Annotated in this window: 15 protein-coding genes; 7 read left to right on the plus strand and 8 right to left on the minus strand. The window is 41.3% G+C overall.

Going from position 1 to position 14,522, the window contains the following annotated elements; genetic code table 11:
• The first annotated feature begins 220 nt into the window (after positions 1-220).
• Entirely contained in the window at positions 221-1,171 is a 951-nt protein-coding gene (corA, locus tag GQF01_RS25690; protein WP_161409730.1) for a magnesium/cobalt transporter CorA, read from the plus strand.
• A gap of 77 nt (positions 1,172-1,248) precedes the next feature.
• Here corA and arsC read toward each other — a convergent pair whose 3' ends face one another.
• Genes arsC through GQF01_RS25705 form a run of 3 tightly spaced genes read right to left on the minus strand, consistent with a single transcriptional unit; the run spans position 1,249 to position 3,468 of the window.
• The gene (gene arsC, locus GQF01_RS25695) at positions 1,249-1,686 is read right to left on the minus strand and encodes an arsenate reductase (thioredoxin) (protein WP_161409731.1); all 438 of its coding nucleotides are present in this window, start codon (positions 1,684-1,686) and stop codon (positions 1,249-1,251) included.
• A gap of 37 nt (positions 1,687-1,723) precedes the next feature.
• Positions 1,724-3,136, minus strand: a complete 1,413-nt coding sequence (locus GQF01_RS25700; RefSeq protein WP_161409732.1) for an arsenic transporter — start codon at positions 3,134-3,136, stop codon at positions 1,724-1,726.
• 8 nt (positions 3,137-3,144) lie between these two features.
• Positions 3,145-3,468, minus strand: coding sequence for an ArsR/SmtB family transcription factor (locus tag GQF01_RS25705; RefSeq protein ID WP_161409733.1), 324 nt, complete (start codon positions 3,466-3,468; stop codon positions 3,145-3,147).
• Positions 3,469-3,729: 261 nt separating this feature from the next.
• Here GQF01_RS25705 and GQF01_RS25710 point away from each other — a divergent pair, with 261 nt between their 5' ends.
• The 5 genes from GQF01_RS25710 to GQF01_RS25730 all read left to right on the plus strand — a co-directional run bounded on the left by GQF01_RS25710 (position 3,730) and on the right by GQF01_RS25730 (position 8,166).
• Entirely contained in the window at positions 3,730-4,056 is a 327-nt protein-coding gene (locus GQF01_RS25710) for an ArsR/SmtB family transcription factor (RefSeq protein WP_235960492.1), read from the plus strand.
• Between the two features lie 69 nt (positions 4,057-4,125).
• Positions 4,126-4,923 carry an arsenite methyltransferase gene (locus GQF01_RS25715; protein WP_161409734.1) on the plus strand — a complete coding sequence of 266 codons (798 nt, stop codon included), beginning with the start codon at positions 4,126-4,128 and terminating at the stop codon, positions 4,921-4,923.
• Positions 4,924-5,069: 146 nt separating this feature from the next.
• Positions 5,070-6,119, plus strand: coding sequence for a DUF1835 domain-containing protein (locus tag GQF01_RS25720; RefSeq protein ID WP_161409735.1), 1,050 nt, complete (start codon positions 5,070-5,072; stop codon positions 6,117-6,119).
• Between the two features lie 600 nt (positions 6,120-6,719).
• Positions 6,720-7,100 carry a cupin domain-containing protein gene (locus GQF01_RS25725; RefSeq protein ID WP_161409736.1) on the plus strand — a complete coding sequence of 127 codons (381 nt, stop codon included), beginning with the start codon at positions 6,720-6,722 and terminating at the stop codon, positions 7,098-7,100.
• A 13-nt stretch (positions 7,101-7,113) separates the two neighbouring features.
• On the plus strand, positions 7,114-8,166 hold the full coding sequence (locus GQF01_RS25730; RefSeq protein ID WP_161409737.1) for a Gfo/Idh/MocA family protein: 1,053 nt from the start codon (positions 7,114-7,116) through the stop codon (positions 8,164-8,166).
• Positions 8,167-8,183: 17 nt separating this feature from the next.
• On the opposite strand, the gene GQF01_RS25735 is transcribed toward GQF01_RS25730, so the two are convergent.
• From GQF01_RS25735 to GQF01_RS25755, 5 genes are all read right to left on the minus strand, one after another.
• On the minus strand, positions 8,184-8,924 hold the full coding sequence (locus GQF01_RS25735; RefSeq protein ID WP_161409738.1) for a helix-turn-helix transcriptional regulator: 741 nt from the start codon (positions 8,922-8,924) through the stop codon (positions 8,184-8,186).
• Between the two features lie 107 nt (positions 8,925-9,031).
• Complete coding sequence (locus GQF01_RS25740; RefSeq protein WP_161409739.1) at positions 9,032-9,931, minus strand: SDR family oxidoreductase; 900 nt, start codon at positions 9,929-9,931, stop codon at positions 9,032-9,034.
• A 188-nt stretch (positions 9,932-10,119) separates the two neighbouring features.
• Positions 10,120-11,295 carry an MFS transporter gene (locus GQF01_RS25745; protein ID WP_235960264.1) on the minus strand — a complete coding sequence of 392 codons (1,176 nt, stop codon included), beginning with the start codon at positions 11,293-11,295 and terminating at the stop codon, positions 10,120-10,122.
• Positions 11,296-11,349: 54 nt separating this feature from the next.
• Positions 11,350-12,180: a carbohydrate ABC transporter permease gene (locus tag GQF01_RS25750; protein ID WP_161409741.1), complete on the minus strand. Its 831-nt coding sequence runs from the start codon at positions 12,178-12,180 to the stop codon at positions 11,350-11,352.
• Positions 12,177-13,127, minus strand: a complete 951-nt coding sequence (locus GQF01_RS25755; RefSeq protein ID WP_161409742.1) for a carbohydrate ABC transporter permease — start codon at positions 13,125-13,127, stop codon at positions 12,177-12,179. Before GQF01_RS25755 ends, GQF01_RS25750 begins: the two co-directional genes overlap by 4 nt.
• Positions 13,128-13,347: 220 nt before the next feature.
• Between GQF01_RS25755 and GQF01_RS25760 the strand changes: the two genes are divergently transcribed.
• Positions 13,348-14,388 carry a LacI family DNA-binding transcriptional regulator gene (locus GQF01_RS25760; RefSeq protein ID WP_161409743.1) on the plus strand — a complete coding sequence of 347 codons (1,041 nt, stop codon included), beginning with the start codon at positions 13,348-13,350 and terminating at the stop codon, positions 14,386-14,388.
• Positions 14,389-14,522: the final 134 nt, after the last annotated feature.

Here is a 14,522-nt window from a genome sequence, read left to right on the forward strand (position 1 = left end):
TATTACCTCCTGAATCCTGTCATCTCTTAGTGACGCATTGAGAGGTATTCTAGCTGGGCAAACCATCTTTGTAAAATCATGTATTGCTGATTTTTATGAGGAAAATGATGAAAATGAGCCGAAAATCGCTAAAATATCAGTAAAAATTAACTGATTTATAAAATATGATAAAATTAATAGGATAGACAATAAATCATATTATTTAAGGAGTCTTTTTAAAATGATTCGCTCTTTAGCCGTAACAAACGATTTAGAACTAATAAGAGATATTCAAATAACTCAGCTTTCGAGTTCCGATATGATGTGGTATTGGGTTGACTTTAGCGAGCCAAGTGAAGAAGAAGCAAAGCTTCTGGAAGAACATTTCAATTTTCACCCGCTTGCCATTGAGGACTGCTTTCATTTTTTGCAGAGACCAAAATTGGATCACTATGAAGATGTGCATTTTTTCGTTATGCATGCCATTAATCAACAAACACTTGCTGCTGAGGAAGTGGACTTATTTTTAGGCGGGAATTTTGTTGTCACCTTTCATTTGAACTATTCGAAAGAGATTGAAGATGCTTGGTGTAAAATCATTGAGCAGAAAAAGGGCTTTGAAAAAGGTCATTTATATGCTTCCTATGTGGTGATGGATAAGTTAGTCGATCAATATTTTCCTAGTGTTTATCAAATTGAAGATCAATTAAACGAAATTGAAAATAACGTTGATTCGGAATCCACCCAAGCACTTATGGAAGACATATTTGAAATTCGCTCAAAGCTATTAAAACTGCGGAGAACGATTGTGCCGATGAGAGATCTTCTATATCGAATTATTAATTCAGAACGCATAGAAGGGATAAATCGACTTTCACATTACTATAGAGACGTTTATGACCATTTGTTGAAGCTCTCTGAAATGATCGATTCCAACCGTGACATGACAGCAGATATGCGGGATAGCTATATCTCGCTTAATTCCAACAGAATGAACACGATCATGAAAACATTAACGGTTATCACGACGATCTTCATGCCCTTAACATTTATTGCAGGCATATATGGAATGAACTTTGATCATATGCCCGAATTGAAATGGCAGTGGGGTTACTTTATCGTGTTAGTGGTTATGTTCGGAATTGGTTTTGGAATGTTTACGTGGTTTAGTAAAAAAGGATGGTTTAAATAAAAAAGCTGAAGTTCCTAATAGGGGGAACTTCAGCTTTTTTTATAAGCCGCGAAGAAACCTACGGCAAGTTGGTGGGATCACGAAGAAGTCTTGTCTTCTGTCACGAACTGCTCGATCCGGCTTTTAATGGAATCACGAACTTCACGAAATTTAGCCGTAATTTCTTCTTCCGTCCCAGTTGCTTTGGCAGGATCATCAAAGCCCCAGTGCCATCTTTGGGCCTTATCATTCCGGACAACAGGACAGTGTTCATCAGCATGACCACACAATGTAATAATGTAATCAGCGCGGCCTAGAATCTCGATATCAATCACATCGGACGTATGGTTTGAGATGTCGATACCATCTTCTTTCATTGTTGCAACTGCACGTGGATTTAATCCGTGGGCTTCTAAACCAGCACTTTTCACTTCATATTGGTCCCCGCCTAAAGCTTTCAAATATCCATCCGCGATTTGGCTGCGGCAAGAGTTTCCTGTGCAAAGAAAATATACGAACGGTTTTTTGTTCTCCATAATATTATTTCTCCTTTTTATATAGGATCATCTAGGCTTAAACGCCTTTGTGCCCTGTCTTTATTTGTTTTGCATTAAACATGTTTTTTATGATTAGCGCGGCGACCACCACAATGACTGCAATCGCAGCAATTAACAACCAAATATTAACACTTGTTGTATGAATGACGTGAAGCCATAAATAAAGCCCAGTGAGGGTAATCAAGAGCGTCGGGACAGTAAGAATGATACCTGTCTTAAAATAATTGCCCCATGTGATTTTTACACCTTTTGTAGAAAGAACATGAAGCCATAATAGGGTTGCGAGTGACCCGATCGGTGTTATTTTAGGTCCAAGATCGCTTCCAACAACATTGGCGTAAATCAGTGCTTCACGTATAATACCGTCTGTATTCGTACCTTTAATGGCAAGAGCATCAATCATAACCGTCGGCATGTTATTCATCATGGAGGACAAAATAGCCGACAAGAAGCCCATTCCTACTGTTGCAACAAACAATCCTTGTCCTGCTAAGTTCTCAACCACCGTTCCTAGGGCATCGGTGAGACCGACGTTTTTAAGGCCATAAATGACGACATACATGCCGATAGAGAATATGACGACAGCCCACGGAGCATCTTTGATTACCCGTTTTGTTTCGATTACTTTACTGGATCTAGCCATTAAAATGAAGATCAGTGCTACGACGCCTGCGATGATGGAAACAGGAATATTAATGAATCCGCTGCTTACATACGCGACAAGAAGGATTCCAAGGATAACCCATGACATTTTGAAAAGCTTAAGATCTTTGATCGCATGCGAAGGTTGCTTTAATTGTTTCATATCGTAACTCGTTGGGATGTCCTTTTTGAAGAAAACGTACAAGACTACCAAACTTGCTGCTAGTGAAAACAGGCTCGTGACAATCATGCGGCTTGCATAAGTGACAAAGTCAATACCGAAGAAGTCCGCAGAGACGATGTTCACTAAGTTGCTGACAATCAAAGGCAAAGACGTTGTATCTGCAATGAAACCACTTGCCATGATGAAAGGCAAAATCATTTTGTCGGGCAGCTTTAACGCTCGGACCATCGCTAATACAATTGGCGTTAGAATTAATGCTGCACCATCATTTGCGAAAAAGGCAGCAACTGCGGCGCCTAATAAAATGACGTACACAAACATGAGCCGTCCGTTCCCTTTTGCAATCCTCGCCATATGCAAGGCAGCCCATTCAAAAAAACCTATATTGTCTAAGATTAGGGAAATGAGAATAATTGCGACAAAAGCGAGCGTGGCATTCCAAACGATGGATGTAACTGTCAGTACATCGTGAAGAGACACGACTTGGAAGATAAGTGCTAGGATAGCACCGGCAGACGCAGACCAACCAATATTAAGGCCCTTAGGCTGCCAAATAACAAAAGTTATCGTAATAAGAAAAATAAGTACCGCAATGTAAGTCATGGTTCCTCCTAATCACAACAATTGAGATCTTTGCAAGATATGGCATCCACTTTTTCTTTTTGGGATGGCAGGTACTGAAAAAACTCGTTCAGAAAGGGTTTATCCTCCATATTTAAAGAATAAAAAACCCATTGGCTCTTTTTGGTCTCTTTTACTAAACCACCAGCCTTCAGCTTTCGCATATGCTGACTCACATTGGGCTGACTGGTTTGTAAGAGTTCAACAAGCTCATATACACATAGCTCACGTTCTTTGAGCAGAGAGAGAATCGTTAATCTCATTTTGTCTCCAAGCAGCTTACACACTTCAGATAATTGTTCAATATCGGACAAAATTACACGCTCCTTTAGATTGGCACAACCCCAACTTCCCTCATGACTATTTGAGTTAATTTAATTCGTAAATAATCATATAATTATTCAGTTATATAATAAAGTTAAGGTTTTGTAAACTCTGAATGTTCTTTAAATCAAAATAAATTGATTTAATCCTTGAAATTTCCAAATACGATATGTTAAGATCAATTCATCAAATAAATTTGATTTAATGTGGCAGGGGGGGGAGCTACTGTGATTAAAGAGATTCCTTTTGTTTTGAATGTGGAGAGTCAAGTTGATTTTTCGAAATTCGAACTCCAGTTTAAAGCGTTAGCAGATCAGAAACGGTTGCAAATCATGTATGAGCTCACTCAAAAAGGAAGTGTCTGCGTTTGTGATTTGGTTGACATTGTAAACATGCCGCAGTCAAAATTATCGTACCATTTGAAGATATTACTCGATGCTAATCTGATCACGAAAGAGACCAAAGGAACTTGGAGTTATTATGAATTAAACCACGAAGAGGTTAACCGGTTACTCTCGCCAGAATTATGCTGTATCTTCCGAAAAAGCGAAAATCAATCAAGCGGATGTTGCCCGTAACCCACCTATGTGGGTTTTTAATCCAAGTATTAATCAATATTTTTTGATATAACAAAGGAGAGATGATCCATGAGTCAGGTGCAAAATGATGAGGTGCGTCAACATGTTCGGAATCGCTACAAACAGATTGCAAACGAGAGCATTCCAAGTGCAAGCTGTTGCTCCTCCAATGAATCAGCAACAAGCTGCTGCAGCACGCCAGATGAGGTCTCCTCAAAATTAGGATACTCAAATGAAGAGCTTCATGCTGTTCCAAGTGGATCAAATCTCGGGTTAGGGTGCGGAAATCCTCAAGCGATCGCCTCACTACAATTTGGGGAAGTTGTACTTGATTTAGGTAGCGGTGCCGGTTTCGATGTGTTTTTGGCATCTAGACAAGTTGGAGAAACAGGTAAAGTGTATGGCGTTGATATGACGCCAGAGATGATTAGTCGTGCGCGGCAAAATGCTCTGCAACATGGATATGAAAATGTAGAGTTTCGTCTTGGTGAAATTGAGCATTTGCCGATACAAAATGACTCCATTGATGTTATTATTTCAAATTGTGTTATTAATTTGTCTCCGGATAAACAACAAGTATTCAATGAAGCTTTTCGTGTATTAAAACCAGGTGGACGTTTGGCGATCTCTGATGTAGTGATGACCTCTGAACTTCCAGAAGAACTAAAAAGTGATCTTCATTCACACGCAGGGTGTGTTTCAGGTGCATCTACCATAGATGAAGTAACGATATTTCTGCAGAGCAGTGGATTTCAGAATATTGTCGTAGAACCTAAAGATGATTCTCGAGAATTTATTAAGGATTGGGTGCCAGGGGCTAATGTAGATACTTATATTCAGTCGGCAATAATCCTAGCAATTAAATAGATAAAAATTAAAGCCGTGATCATTTGATTGCGGCTTTATTTTATCAAATTATTTTCTTACTGGGGGGACAAAACTGGCTGCCGCGCAGTAGTTTATTTCCAATATGTGCTATTATAAAACGGGATGGTCCCGTGAGGAGGTATCACATGCATAAGCTCTACGAAAGTCTGCATCAATTCGGTGAAAAAGAACTGAGGATGTTCTTGTATCATTTACTGAACACTGTAGATCATTATGATAAAGAAGGTAGCCTTGAAGAAAAGAGACTTTCCGAAGAATTAATGAAAATCATTCAAAGGCAAATAGATGTAGTTCAAAGTCATCAATTACAGTCTAGTGCTCTCCAAAATTACGTCCATCTTGTTTTTAGTCTCTCTGATGCAGGTTCGTTAAAAGTAGCTCTTAGTAGAATAGGGAAACGGACGGTATCGCAAGTTATGGCTTTCAATGAGTTGTTTTCAGTAGGGCCAATTTCTGACTTGGATACAATAACTGGCCAGCAAAATAGACTATTTTGGATGATGGAACGCAACAGAGATTACAGATATGGTCAGGATATCAACAGAGAGCATCAGCTTGTGAATATAATAAGTGCAGTAAAAAGTATTCCTGAAAATAAGACTATCGTCATTTGGTGCGCAGATAATGCTCATGATCAGACAGGCTTACGCTTTGTCTTGTATTTGTTGAGAGAAAGAGAACAGCAGATTAATGTTGTTAACATGTCGGAGGTCTATGAGGCCTCAGGGTTGCAAGTCAAAGATAAGGCTATTCCCTATGCAATGGGTCAAATCGACCAAGAGATTTATGAGGAACTCGTAAGAAAATATTATGATGGTTTCACTCTTGAGCCTTGCCAGAGAAGACTGTACGAATCAGAATGGCTTCAACTTACTAATCAAAATTCTGAGCTTCGCATTTGGAAAGACGGTGTCGTTAAAGGCAGTGATATGTGTATGTTGGATGAGGTGATTGTAAAGGCAGTCACTGAACTAGAGCAGGAGCAGGAACAGAATGAGAATGGGTTTATAAGAGCCGGAAGTATCGTCGCTAGGGTGTTTGATATTTTCCAGCAACTCGTAGGAGATTGGTTTATTACCTATAGAATCTGGATTTTAGTAAACCGAGGTATTCTGACGTTTAGAGGGCTGCCGTGGGCTTTGCATCAGTTTTCAGTGAAATTGGTAAAGGGTTAATTATTTAGCATCTGCCAGTGCTTTACTTCTACAATTTTGAAGGATCATGAAGGATGTCTGGGACAAACTTCCGAATCAGGATACCGACGAACTATTGTATATTAGCCCCGATTCCTTTCCTTCATGGCGTCCATGAAGAATAAGAGGCTATCCAAGTTTGAATGTATTTCAGATGTACCCGTTCTTGACATAGTATTTACTTGTGTTATTGATAAAATAGTAAGGTTATTCGAGTTGATAACGAGGGGCAGTAAGAAACCTTATGGTTTCAGACTGCCTCTTTCTTATTACCTTTGCCCCGAGGAACGCTCTGCCGACTTCACCGGAGTTAGCGCTCTAGTGGTTGATTCTGATTGCTCTGGTCGAGCATCAGGTGCTGGCCCTGTAGTCTGCCTTTTTACATCTCGAGAAGGAGTCATCGCAATTCCGAATGCCGCGGTTGATTCAGAATCTTAGGATTTCACGAGATAGGGGCAGTAACACTCATATCGATTTTTCATAAAGCATATCGCCTTTTTACATTTACATTCCAGTTTATCGAACCTATGATTAATTTGTTTGAAATATTGATTATAACTCAAATTTGAAAGGAGTTACTTTATGAAAAAAACGGATTTTATCGACAATAAGTCACAAGCGTATGAGACTCGACAAAATTGCCATGGTGGGACAGGTCCTTTTCAATTAAAGGATATTATTCAAACGGTGTCATCAAGCGATAAGCAGTATATCAAATTCATTCATGATGATATAATCCCGCCAGGTTCTACGTTTGGTTATCACCAACATAACAGCGATGATCCCATGGAAGAGTGGTATTACTGCATTTCTGGTCACGGAATCATGGAGCTTGATGGCAACCAATACGAGATGTCGGCCGGCGACATAAGCGTCTGCCGTGCAACCGGCAGCCACGGTCTTATTAATAACGGTCCCGAGGATTTAAGAATTATTGTGATATATGCTTCTTCAATAAAATAAAGGGGTGATAAGCATGAGCAATAGAAAACTTAGAGTAGGTGTTGTCGGATTAACTGTGGGAGCAAGTCATGTTAAAGACTACGCTAGCAGCGACACCGTTAAAGAAATTGTATTGTGCGACGTTAATGAATTAAGACTGAAGGAGATCGGAGATAAATATAACATTTCAAAAAAATATACGGATTTCGATAAGATGTTGAAAGAGGAAAATTTAGATGCGATCAGCCTTGCAGTTCCTAATTTTTTACATATGAGACTTTCCATTCAGGCAATGGAAGCGGGCGTGCATGTGCTGTGTGAAAAACCTATGGCAAGAAATGCGGCAGAGGGAAGAAAAATGCTTGATGCTTCTCAAAAGCACAACAAGAAGTTGATGATCAACTTCAATCAGCGTTTTCTACACGAATGCCAAATGTTAAAATCCGTGATCGATGAAGGTAAACTCGGCGATATCTATTATGTACGGACGTTGTGGCAGCGAAGGAGAGGAGTGCCATGGTGGTATCCGCTTTCATCTGGAAAAGAAGTGTGCGGCGGTGGAGCTCTAATTGATCTTGGTGTCCATGTGCTTGACCGAGCTATGTGGTTTTGCGGATATCCAGAACCGGAATGGGTACTAGGAAACACGTTTTGCAAGGTCTCCAAGGACGAGGCTGCGCGAAAAGGCATTCATAACTTCGAACTCGAAGACATGGGGGTAGCTATGTTCCGTATGACGAACGGGGCTATGCTTGAGTTGGAAGCATCCTGGGCCAGCAACCGAGAGAATGAGGCGATTACAACACGGATTTATGGCTCAAAAGGAGGTGCGGTCCTGCATTCAGTAGTTGGAGACAGGAATGCTTCAAGCAACCAAGTATTTTTGGAAATCAGCGGAGTAGTCCAAGACATTCCTTTAGATGATAAGGTTATTTCAAAAATGCCGAATGTTCGACAAGCGTTTCTGGATGCCATTATCAATGATGAAGAGGTGCCTTGCACGCCCCAACAAGGACTTAAAATCACACAAATGTTAGATATGGTTTACTTGAGTGCTGAAAATGGCACACCAGTCAAATTTGAATGATGGACTGATAAAGCATTCTAAATCCGAAATCGGCTTGGAGACATCCCTGTTTTAGATTGAAAAAACCGAGAAAAATTATAGATATCAGAAAAGCCGCAACTGCTCGCTATGTCCGTGATACTGAGAGTTGACATGCGCAACAGAGTTTTGGCAGTTTCCAGTCTGCAGCGCTGTAGATAGGCATAGGGCGTAACGCCGCGTTCCTGTTTGAAAATACGAATAAAATGATCTGTCGTAAGAGAAAAGTTCTGGGCAAGTTCGCTCATATCATATTGCAGCTGTGGATGTTGTTGAAACACACGGCATAACTCATCAATTTTTATTGTATAAGCTCCAGCAGTTGTTGCCGTTATATGTTGATATTCCGTAAGAAGTGCTTCCAGCCATATTCTCATTTGCTGCAAGCTAGTTCTCTCTTCGGCTGAACGAAAGCGATTGAAAAGCTCTAGTACAAAGTGATATTGATCAAAACGACGATGCTCAGGCAAGTCAAACAGGATGTCTGGATTCCGTAAAGTAAAATCTATATAACGTACATCAAGACTGGTATGTTCAGTTTGATAGGCGTCGACATCTTTTTTGTAATTTATAAGAAATACATCACCAATGCTTAATTTGTAGCAGTTCTTGCCCAACGTGATTTGACCTTCTCCACCCCAAATGCTCCACAAGGTAAACCCTGGATGACAACCGGCGGGAACCTGCCATTTCCATTCCGGAACGCAGTGCTTCCCGTAATGCATTGATGTGATCTCCATATACATCTCTCCGGTTCTCATTATCGATTATTCATAAATGATTTAATCATTTGTAACTCGAATAGTCAAGCCGAGGAAATCGTCTTTTTGATATATACTATGGCGCGTTACGATTCTGTATTTTCACCACCGTTTACATGTATCACTTGCCCGGTGACATAGGAGGCATCATCCGAAGCTAAAAATACGTAAGCTGGGGCTAATTCAAAAGGTTGACCCGCTCGTTTCATAGGAGTTTCTAGACCGAAAGACTTGACTCTTTCGCTTGAAAAGCCAGACACGATAAGCGGTGTCCATATAGGCCCTGGTGCTACTGCATTTACTCGTATTCCTTTACTGACTAACTGTAAAGCTAGCGAACGTGTAAAAGAAACAATGGCACCCTTAGTGGAGGAATACTCAACCATAGTTGGTTCACCTTGATAGGCTGTAACAGACGCAGTGCTTACGATCGCACTTCCAGGTCTCAAATAAGGAAGTGCAGCTTTTGACATATAAAAATGAGGAAATATATTGGTACGGAAAATATCATCCAATTTTTCATCTGAAATATCTGTAATTGTGTTGGATTCAAACATCGCTCCCTGATTAAGAATCAGAATATCAAGCTTTCCAAAGTGTTCGATCGTTTGATGCACTACATGACTAGAAAAAGCCGGATCCCGAAGGTCCCCTTGTATACACAAACATTGTCGTCCATACCGCTCAACCATCATTGATGTTGTATGGGCATCCTGTTCTTCATTTAGATAGACGATTGCGACATCTGCCCCTTCTTTTGCAAAAGCAATAGCAACAGCACGTCCTATTCCACTATCGCCACCTGTAATTAAAGCGATCTTACCTGCTAATTTACCACTAGCTTTATATCCCGGATTATCAGAAATAGGAATCGGATACATGATTGCCTCAATGCCTGGCTGAATATCTTGATGTTGAGGCGGAAATACCACAGGAACAGTGTCACATTTCATTTCGTGGCCATAATAAGGGTAAATTGGAATCAACAAAAAAACCTCCCGAGAAAAATAGGCTAACACATACTATTCGATAAATCATTCCTATGTGAATAAAATATTACGTCAGTTCAGCGTGTCGATGAATATAGGAATGGACTTACAAAAATAAACCCCTTCGCCAATGGTGAGGGGTCTTCAGCTCGTTACGAGTTCACGGAAATACTGTTAAGAATTTACTAAGGCTGTCTCTCGAACATCTCCATACTCTTACCGGAGAAATACGGGACCATTAAAGCGCAGACGAGCGCTAGCAAAATTAATTGAATAAAGGTTCCCCCGTTAATTTCCTTTACTGATAAGGCGAGTATAAGCAATAGTATTTTTGAAGCATTCAAAAAGCATTCTCGCCATAGAAAAATATGAGCTTGTTGAATGGCTGTTTGCTTTGTAATAATTCGGAATTGTCTAGTGTTCCAGATCGTCCCAAAATAGAACATGCCGATGGTTGTTAAAATATTTGAAATAATAAGCAGGGGTGCCTTGGGTAACAAGGGCAGAAGAATACCAATCGAAACAAAGATCGTACCGATGAAGAGCCAAGTCCCTTCACGGACTTTCAAACGCTTATACATGAACATAGCCCCCATGGCGAAGCAGGCATTCAGTACATTGAGTATCGCGATGACCAATTTGTCTTCCGATACGGTAAACGTAAACACTAGCGCAAACAATACTTGAAACTGCAAAAAGATGCCTGTTGCCATAAAGGACGGAACCATCCAACGCAGCGCACTGCTGGAGAATACTAGCCGAAATCGAAACCTGCGGAATAGTCGTTCCGATTCGCCGGCGAGGGTAATGGAAGGAATATGGAAGGAAACGATCAGCAATAAAGCAACAAATAACATCAATAATAGAAAGGAGCCAGAGTAACCAATCCATTTGATAATAAGAGCAAAGGCTATCGGATTAATGATGGAGACGATCTGGTTGATAATATTAGCTATGGAGAAATATTGCTCGAAATCCTTCCCTTTCCCATATACGCTGAGTGTAATGTTCTGCGTTACGGCATATAATCCCCACATGATACCGATTGGAATGGCAATAATAGTAATCCATAGAAGCCGGTTATCCAGCTCCAATACGGATAATAGCAGGAAGACGATTGCACCGCAGAACGCATTGATTCGAATCAATACACGGGTCGTATAACTGGTGAGCAATCTGTAACCACCTGCAAACCCAAATGTCCAAGTGATGAACATGATTAGATTGAACCAGACCACCTCGGAGATGCTGTTATTCTTTTCCCATATAAATAAATTGACGAAAATACCAATGTAGTTAAAAATAACGATCGATACTGCATTCATGAGCAGTAATCGTTTCATTTGACCGCTTATAAGCATTTCTTTCAGCCGCCTTCTAGAAGTTAATGTACCCAAACCTTAGCAGCTGGGTTTTTACCCCTTCACAGCCCCGTTGAAAATGCCGCCCACCATATTTCGCTGAAACAAGATGAAAAACAAAATGGATGGAATCAAGATAACAGCAATCCCGGCAAAAACAAGCGTATCGTTCGATCCCTCATGGGCGGTCAGCAGTGTGATGCCTACTTGTACGGTACGCATTTCCGCTTTGGTAGTGACCAACAAGGGCCATAAGTAAGTGTTCCATACGCCGACGAACGATGACAAGCCAAGCGAAGTTATAATCGGTATGGAAACGGGGATACAGATTCTGGAATAGAACCGGAAGTCGCCGCAGCCATCCAAAAACGCGGCTTCCCGTAAAGTGCCTGACACCGTTTTGAAGTATTGGCGAAACATGAATACCTGAGTGGCAGATACGAAGAACACAATCATAATCCCAAGGTAGCTGTTTAACAGGTGCAGCTTGCTGACAGTAATGAAGTTAGAGATCAGCAAGGCTTCCGACGGGGTCATCATGGTGCCAAGAATAAAGAAAAATAAGAAATTGCTTCCCGGAAATTTGAAAAAGGCAAAAGCGTAGGCAGCCAAGCTGGAAAGGATAAGTCGTACGACAGTAACCACAATGGCTACGAAGAATGAATTCCACATGAAGCGCAAAATTGGAGTTTCGAATAAAACGGTTCGGAAGTTGTCCAAATAGGCAAAGCTATGCGGCAGGATCGTTGGCGGAAACGTGCCGAACTCGCTTTGGGTTTTGAATCCAGCCATGAGGGCATAAAAGATTGGAAATGCTACGACTAAACCGAGCAGCAGTTTGAGGACAGCTGCCAAGTACGGTTTCAAATTTCGACTGTATGTCATTCGTACACCACCCCTTTTTTCTCATAAAGAAAGTTGAATAACAGGAAGATAAATGTGAGGATAAAGGCGCAAATGCTTGCTGTGCTTGCAAGTGAGTAATTAATGCTTCGGAATCCTGATGTGTAAATGTAATAAATCAGAGTCGACGTAGCGCCAAGCGGACCGCCTTTCGTTAAGATCATAACAGGGGCGACCATGGTTAACCCGACAATAATTTGCGTGCATATAACAAAGAATAAAGTAGGTGATATCAGAGGTAACGTAATGCGGAACGTTTTCTTCCAATAGCTGGCGCCATCCATTTCGGCTGATTCCAACAAATCCTGCGGAACATTGCGAACCGCTGCCAACATGAGCAGGAAGTCGAAGCCTATATGGGTCCAGACCATCGGAATCACAAGGGAAGGCAGCGCCCACGTCTGGTTCTGCAGCCAACTGATATTTGTTGTATTCTGCAACAAGCCAAGCAGGTTAAGCAAATAATTCAGGAGCCCAGTGCGGCCAAAAAATTGTTCGAATATTAAACAAGTCACCGCCATGGAAACACCCATTGGAATGCAATACAGCAGCTGACTGGTTCTGGCAAAGGGGTTCTTAGGAGCAGCAATTAATGCAAGCAGCAATGGACAGATAATGGCAAGCGGAACGTACATCGCTGTAAACTTCAAGGTAACGAGCAGCGCGTTCACGAATTCCTGCCTGCCGAACAGGTTCATATAATTATCCAACCCGACGAACCTGATTATTTTGCCTTGTGCATTGACACTGGATAAGCTGTAGATGAAGGTGCGTAAGAATGGAAAGTAGTCGAATACGAGAATAAACGGGATGATAGGCAGGACGAACAGATAGGCCTTCCATATATCTTTTCTGCGCTTGCGCTTGCTAGTTGCCGTGCGTGGCAACGATGGTATACTGCTAATTGGTGAAGACATAAGTTTGGCCATGAGATGAGAACCCTCCGAACATTTTTAATAGGCGGTCGAAGATCGACTGAATTTGGAGCGTTCCAAAATAACTTTCCAACCTTGCAACACAAGATCATATTACATGACACTAAAAAAAGTTGTCAATTGGACGGGAGAGATTTAACATAGAGTTGATCTTCAGCTAACAATTCGCATTGAAAATAGTTAATAATAGCTAAATATTGCTTGGGAGGCTTATATGGGTGTCACGATTATGGATATAGCCGAGGAGGCTGGCGTATCCAAAAGCACAGTTTCATTGGTCATTAACGGAAGCAATCTAGTCAAGCTGGAAACTAGATACAAGGTACTGCAAGCCATCCACAAACTGGGCTATGTACCTAATATGGTTGCGCGCGCACTGACTACAAGCAAAAAAGGGACATTCGGGTTGATCTTTGTAACCTCGGGAGAGGAGAATTTGTCTTATGGATTCGAGTCAATTCCCGAAACACTGCTTTTTGATGTCAGCTATGGCATCAATGAGGGTTTGAAAAATACGGATTACACATTACTTACAGAACGTTTCTCCATGCGTGACAAGCTGCCGAACATTGTTAAGAATAAGCGTGTAGATGGGGTATTCATCATTGGGGGCTTGTTCGACAGTCAATTTATTGAGAGTCTCCGAAAGGAAAATATATACGTCGTCATTATCGGCCGTACCTATGAGGGAGTCGATTCCGTATCCGTCAACGCGTACCAGGTTGGTTATCTCGCCGCGAAGCATTTGCTGGAGAAGGGACACAACACAATCGTTTTTGTGAATGGACCTCAAGATAATGTGAATTCCATAGAAAAACTGGCGGGCTTTACGGCAGCCTTTAACGAGGATGGCCATCCGGAAGAGAAAAAAATGCATGTTATCCATGGCGCTTATACCGGCAGGGGCGGTTACGAAGCGATGAGTGAGTTGTGGGAACAGGGAATCCGGCCTGATGCAGTTTTTGGCGGGAGCGATGGGATCACCATGGGGATTATTCGATATTTGTATAAGCAAGGCGTACGAATTCCGGATGATATTTCCGTTATGGGTTACGAAGAATCGATCATTACTGCTCATTCACCATTAGCGTTAACCATCATCGATGGACATAAAAGGCAGCTGGGTGAAGCGGCATGTCTTGCGATGCTGAATCGTATGCATAACAAGAATGCGCAAGAAGTATCGCTAAAGCTGGATCCCACATTGATCGAGCGAAATTCGGTAAAGGAATTAACGATTCACCGCCAGATGTAAATTTTTGGCGGTGGCATTCACAATTTATTTACTTCCAGTTAACCAAAATCGGTTTATTCCATGCCTGTAATAATGATAAGTTGGAATAGAGCGAACGGAAATAATCATTCTATCGGAAAAATTTCAACCGTTCC

This window comes from Paenibacillus silvestris (genome assembly GCF_009882985.1).
Taxonomy (GTDB): Bacteria; Bacillota; Bacilli; order Paenibacillales; family NBRC-103111; genus Paenibacillus_E; species Paenibacillus_E silvestris.

Coding starts and splice junctions, on each gene's coding strand:
- GQF01_RS25755 (WP_161409742.1), bottom strand. CDS start 13,127: ATGGCCAAACTTATGTCTTCACCAATTAGCAGTATACCATCGTTGCCA.
- GQF01_RS25700 (WP_161409732.1), bottom strand. CDS start 3,136: ATGACTTACATTGCGGTACTTATTTTTCTTATTACGATAACTTTTGTT.
- GQF01_RS25725 (WP_161409736.1), top strand. CDS start 6,720: ATGAAAAAAACGGATTTTATCGACAATAAGTCACAAGCGTATGAGACT.
- GQF01_RS25720 (WP_161409735.1), top strand. CDS start 5,070: ATGCATAAGCTCTACGAAAGTCTGCATCAATTCGGTGAAAAAGAACTG.
- corA (WP_161409730.1), top strand. CDS start 221: ATGATTCGCTCTTTAGCCGTAACAAACGATTTAGAACTAATAAGAGAT.
- GQF01_RS25735 (WP_161409738.1), bottom strand. CDS start 8,924: ATGGAGATCACATCAATGCATTACGGGAAGCACTGCGTTCCGGAATGG.
- GQF01_RS25760 (WP_161409743.1), top strand. CDS start 13,348: ATGGGTGTCACGATTATGGATATAGCCGAGGAGGCTGGCGTATCCAAA.
- GQF01_RS25730 (WP_161409737.1), top strand. CDS start 7,114: ATGAGCAATAGAAAACTTAGAGTAGGTGTTGTCGGATTAACTGTGGGA.
- arsC (WP_161409731.1), bottom strand. CDS start 1,686: ATGGAGAACAAAAAACCGTTCGTATATTTTCTTTGCACAGGAAACTCT.
- GQF01_RS25745 (WP_235960264.1), bottom strand. CDS start 11,295: ATGCTTATAAGCGGTCAAATGAAACGATTACTGCTCATGAATGCAGTA.
- GQF01_RS25715 (WP_161409734.1), top strand. CDS start 4,126: ATGAGTCAGGTGCAAAATGATGAGGTGCGTCAACATGTTCGGAATCGC.
- GQF01_RS25750 (WP_161409741.1), bottom strand. CDS start 12,180: ATGACATACAGTCGAAATTTGAAACCGTACTTGGCAGCTGTCCTCAAA.